This is a genomic window from Microbacterium umsixpiens, assembly GCF_053543675.1.
Genome location: NZ_JBLVOH010000125.1, coordinates 4,249 through 7,742, shown reverse-complemented (window position 1 = coordinate 7,742; position 3,494 = coordinate 4,249). Strand labels below are relative to the sequence as shown.

Genomic DNA, 3,494 nt, shown 5'->3' with positions numbered 1-3,494 from the left:
CCTCATTAACCCGAACAACCCGACGGGGGCGGTGTACGGGCGCGAGGTGCTCGAGCAGATCGCCGAGCGCGCGCGACGACACGGGCTGCTGCTGCTCTCCGATGAGATCTACGACCGGGTCGTCTATCCCGGGTTCGAGCACCTCTCCACCGCGCAGGTCGCGCCGGATGTGCCCTGCGTCACGTTCGCCGGGCTGTCCAAGACCCACCGCGTCGCGGGCTACCGTGCCGCCTGGATGACGGTCACCGGGTTCCATGCCGATGACCAGTTCCTCTCCGGCGTGCGCCTGCTGGCGTCCATGCGGATGTGCGCATCGGTTCCCGCGCAGCACGCGATCACGGCCGCGCTGACGCAGGATGACTCGCTCGACGCGCTGGTCGCATCCGATGGCCGGCTCACGCGGCAGCGGGATGCGGCGCTCGACGCGCTCGACGCGATTCCGGGTATCCGCACCCAGGCCGCGGGTGGGGGGCTGTATCTCTTCCCGCGCCTCGATCCGGAGCTGCACCGCATCGACGACGACGAACGGCTGGTCCTCGACCTCCTCGACGCGGAGCGTATCCTCCTCGTGCACGGGAGGGCGTTCCACCTGCGTACCCCCGATCACGTCCGGATCGCCTTCCTCCCCCAGACCGACGTGCTCGCCGACGCGCTCCGACGCTTCGGCTCCTTCCTGAGCGGATACTCTCCGCCAGGGCGCTGAGCGCCTCCGACCCGGTGGAGTGACCGAGTGGCCAGGTCGCGGTCCGCAAGACCGTGCACGCAGGTTCGATTCCTGCCTCCACCTCAGACCGGGCTCACTCGAGCCGACGCCGACGAAGGGCCTTCCGCCATGGACAGCGCATTCATCCCCGCAGCCAAACCGCTCATCGGCGACGAGGAGGTAGCGGCCGTCGAGCGCGTACTGCGCAGCGGGATGCTCGCTCAGGGCCCGGAGGTCGCCGCGTTCGAGGCGGAGTTCGCCGACCGGTTCCTCCAGGGGCGCACCGCGGTGGCCGTCAACTCCGGCACGAGCGGGCAGCTGCTGGGCCTGATCGCTTCGGGAGTGGGACCGGGAGACGAGGTGATCGTGCCATCGTTCACGTTCGCCGCGGTGGCGAACTCCGTCGTCCTCGCGGGCGCGACCCCGGTCTTCGTCGATATCGAGCCGGTGCACTTCACCCTCGATCCGGCACGGGTGCGCGCGGCGATCACTCCGCGGACGAAGGGCATCATGCCGGTGCATCTGTATGGGCACCCCTTCCTCGTCGACGAGATAGAAGCGGTGGCGGCCGAGCACGGCCTGGCAATCTACGAGGATGCGGCGCAGGCGCACGGCGCCGCCTGGCGCGGTCGTCCGGCCGGCACCATCGGCGCGTTCGGGATGTTCAGCCTGTATCCGACCAAGAACATGACGGCCATCGAAGGCGGCATCGTCGCGTGTGCCGACGAGGACATCGCCCGCACCGTGCGGCTGCTGCGAAACCAGGGGATGGAGACGCAGTACGCGAACGAGATCGTCGGGTACAACAACCGCATGAGCGAGGTGCACGCCGCGGTGGGTCGCGTGCAGCTGCGGAAGGTGGGGGAGTGGACCCGGCAGCGTCAGCGGAATGCGGCGCTGTTGGATGAGGCGCTCGCCGGCATCGACGGGCTCACGATTCCGCGGGTCGCCGACGGCGCCGAGCACGTGTATCACCAGTACACGGTGCGCATCGCCGGGGATGAGCGCGACCGGGTGCGGGACGCCCTGCGCGATGAACACGCTGTCGGAGCGGGCGTCTACTACCCGATCCCCAACCATCGGCTGCCCTCGCTGCAGCGATACGCCCCCGGGGCCGACCTGCCCGAGACCGAGCGGGCGGCGCAGGAGGTGCTCTCGATCCCGGTGCACCCGTCGCTCACGCGCGAGGACCTCGACCGGGTCGTCAACGGTCTCGAGGCCGTGATGTCGGCCGGCGGCTGATCGCCGGGGTTCCGCTGCGGGTCAGGCGGCCAGGGCGAGCCACGCTCTCGGCGAATGGCCGATGCGCTGGGCGAACACCCGAGAGAAGGCCGAGGCGCTGGCGTAGCCGAGCTCCGCGGCGACGGTGCTCACCGGCATCCCGGCGCGCAGCTGCTCCTGTGCGACGGTGAGACGCCACTCGGTGAGGTGGTCCCCGGGCGATCGTCCGAGGACGTCCTTGAACCGCGCGGCGAACGCACTCCGCGACATGTTCGACCGGCGCGCCAGCGACTCCAGGTTCCAGGGATCGCCGGGTGCCTCGTGCATCGCGACGAGTGCCGGGGCGAGCCGTTCGTCCGCGAGCCCGGGAAGCAGGCCCGGCGGGAGGTCGAGGCGCCCGCTGTTGTCGAGCATCCACCGCAGCAGCTGGATCAGGACCACTTCGAACATGCGGTCGGCGACGAGAGGGCGTCCGCAGCGGACGTTGTCGACCTCGGAGAACAGCAGGTCGAGCGCCGGGGCGAGCGCGGCGACCTCATCGAGGGGCAGCACGATCGTCGAAGGAAGCGTGCGCACGAGCGGATGTGTGGCCCCGCCGTCGAAGTCCAGCGTCGCGCACGCGAAGTCCGACTCGTCGGTCGGCGCGTTGAGGAAGGTGTGGTCGAGCGGACGCGGGAAGAACAGCAGGCTCGGCCGCGTGATGAGCTCGCGCTCGGTGCTGCCGTCGGGGCGACGGTGGGTCACCTCCATCTCGCCGCGTCGCAGCACATGCAGGTAGCCGTGGCCGCCGCTCGCCGGGAAGACCGTCGTGCCGCACAGGGGGCCGGAGTGGAACAGGCGCGTGCGCACGCGGAAGCGCTCGAGCAGCGGAGTGAGGCGGTCGACAGAGGGCATGGTTCCAGTATCTGGACGATCTGTCATGAATGCAAGACGTTCTGCTGCGCATCGTCCGATGATTCTCGGAAGACTCGAGGGGAGGCCGATCGGCCTCACCCGACTAACGAAGGAGCATCACATGCCCAACGTCTCTCTCATCGAACGCGAATCGGCCACCGGACCCGTCAAGGAGCAGCTCGACCAGATCGCCGGCGCCTTCGGGACCGTGCCGGCGATGTTCCGCGCCGTCGCGAACTCCCCGGCTGCCCTCACGAGCATGTGGAGCGCATTCGGCGCGTACGGTGGCGGCACCCTCGGCGCGGCCCTCGGTGAGCAGATCGCCGTGGCGGTCGCCGACCGCAACTCGTGCAACTACTGCCTCGCGGCGCACACCGCACTCGGCAAGAAGGCCGGTCTGACGCGCGAGACGCTCGCCGCAGCACAGGTCGGCGAGTCCGACGATCCGCGCACGGCCGCCCTGCTGGCATTCGCGCTGAAGCTCGTCGACGCCCGCGGACAGGTGTCCTCGGCTGATGTCGACGCGGTCCGCGCGCAGGGGTGGAACGACGAGCAGATCGTCGAGACCATCGGCCAGGTGGCGCTGAACCTGTTCACGAACTACGTGAACATCGCCCTCGATGTCCCGGTGGACTTCCCGAGCGTGGCACTGCGCCGCGCGAGCTGAACCGCCACC

4 protein-coding genes and 1 tRNA gene are annotated in these 3,494 nt (G+C 69.7%); 4 read left to right on the top strand and 1 reads right to left on the bottom strand.

Translation table 11 applies throughout. The features are described from left to right. The 3 genes from ACNPM4_RS12485 to ACNPM4_RS12475 form a co-directional block, all read left to right on the top strand. Window positions 1-703, top strand: a 703-nt coding sequence (locus ACNPM4_RS12485; RefSeq protein WP_448985898.1) for an aminotransferase class I/II-fold pyridoxal phosphate-dependent enzyme, incomplete at its 5' end; no start/stop codon positions are given. 13 nt (window positions 704-716) lie between these two features. Next, window positions 717-787 (top strand) — tRNA-Cys (locus ACNPM4_RS12480). Between the two features lie 45 nt (window positions 788-832). After that, window positions 833-1,945: a DegT/DnrJ/EryC1/StrS family aminotransferase gene (locus ACNPM4_RS12475; protein WP_448985897.1), complete on the top strand. Its 1,113-nt coding sequence runs from the start codon at window positions 833-835 to the stop codon at window positions 1,943-1,945. Window positions 1,946-1,966: 21 nt separating this feature from the next. Here the strand turns inward: ACNPM4_RS12475 and ACNPM4_RS12470 are convergent, their stop codons facing one another. Next, window positions 1,967-2,818, bottom strand: a complete 852-nt coding sequence (locus tag ACNPM4_RS12470; protein WP_448985896.1) for a helix-turn-helix transcriptional regulator — start codon at window positions 2,816-2,818, stop codon at window positions 1,967-1,969. Window positions 2,819-2,939: 121 nt separating this feature from the next. Here ACNPM4_RS12470 and ACNPM4_RS12465 point away from each other — a divergent pair, with 121 nt between their 5' ends. Beyond that, the gene (locus tag ACNPM4_RS12465) at window positions 2,940-3,485 is read left to right on the top strand and encodes a carboxymuconolactone decarboxylase family protein (protein ID WP_029262212.1); all 546 of its coding nucleotides are present in this window, start codon (window positions 2,940-2,942) and stop codon (window positions 3,483-3,485) included. Window positions 3,486-3,494 lie beyond the last annotated feature (9 nt).

Coding starts and splice junctions, on each gene's coding strand:
- ACNPM4_RS12475 (WP_448985897.1), top strand. CDS start 833: ATGGACAGCGCATTCATCCCCGCAGCCAAACCGCTCATCGGCGACGAG.
- ACNPM4_RS12470 (WP_448985896.1), bottom strand. CDS start 2,818: ATGCCCTCTGTCGACCGCCTCACTCCGCTGCTCGAGCGCTTCCGCGTG.
- ACNPM4_RS12465 (WP_029262212.1), top strand. CDS start 2,940: ATGCCCAACGTCTCTCTCATCGAACGCGAATCGGCCACCGGACCCGTC.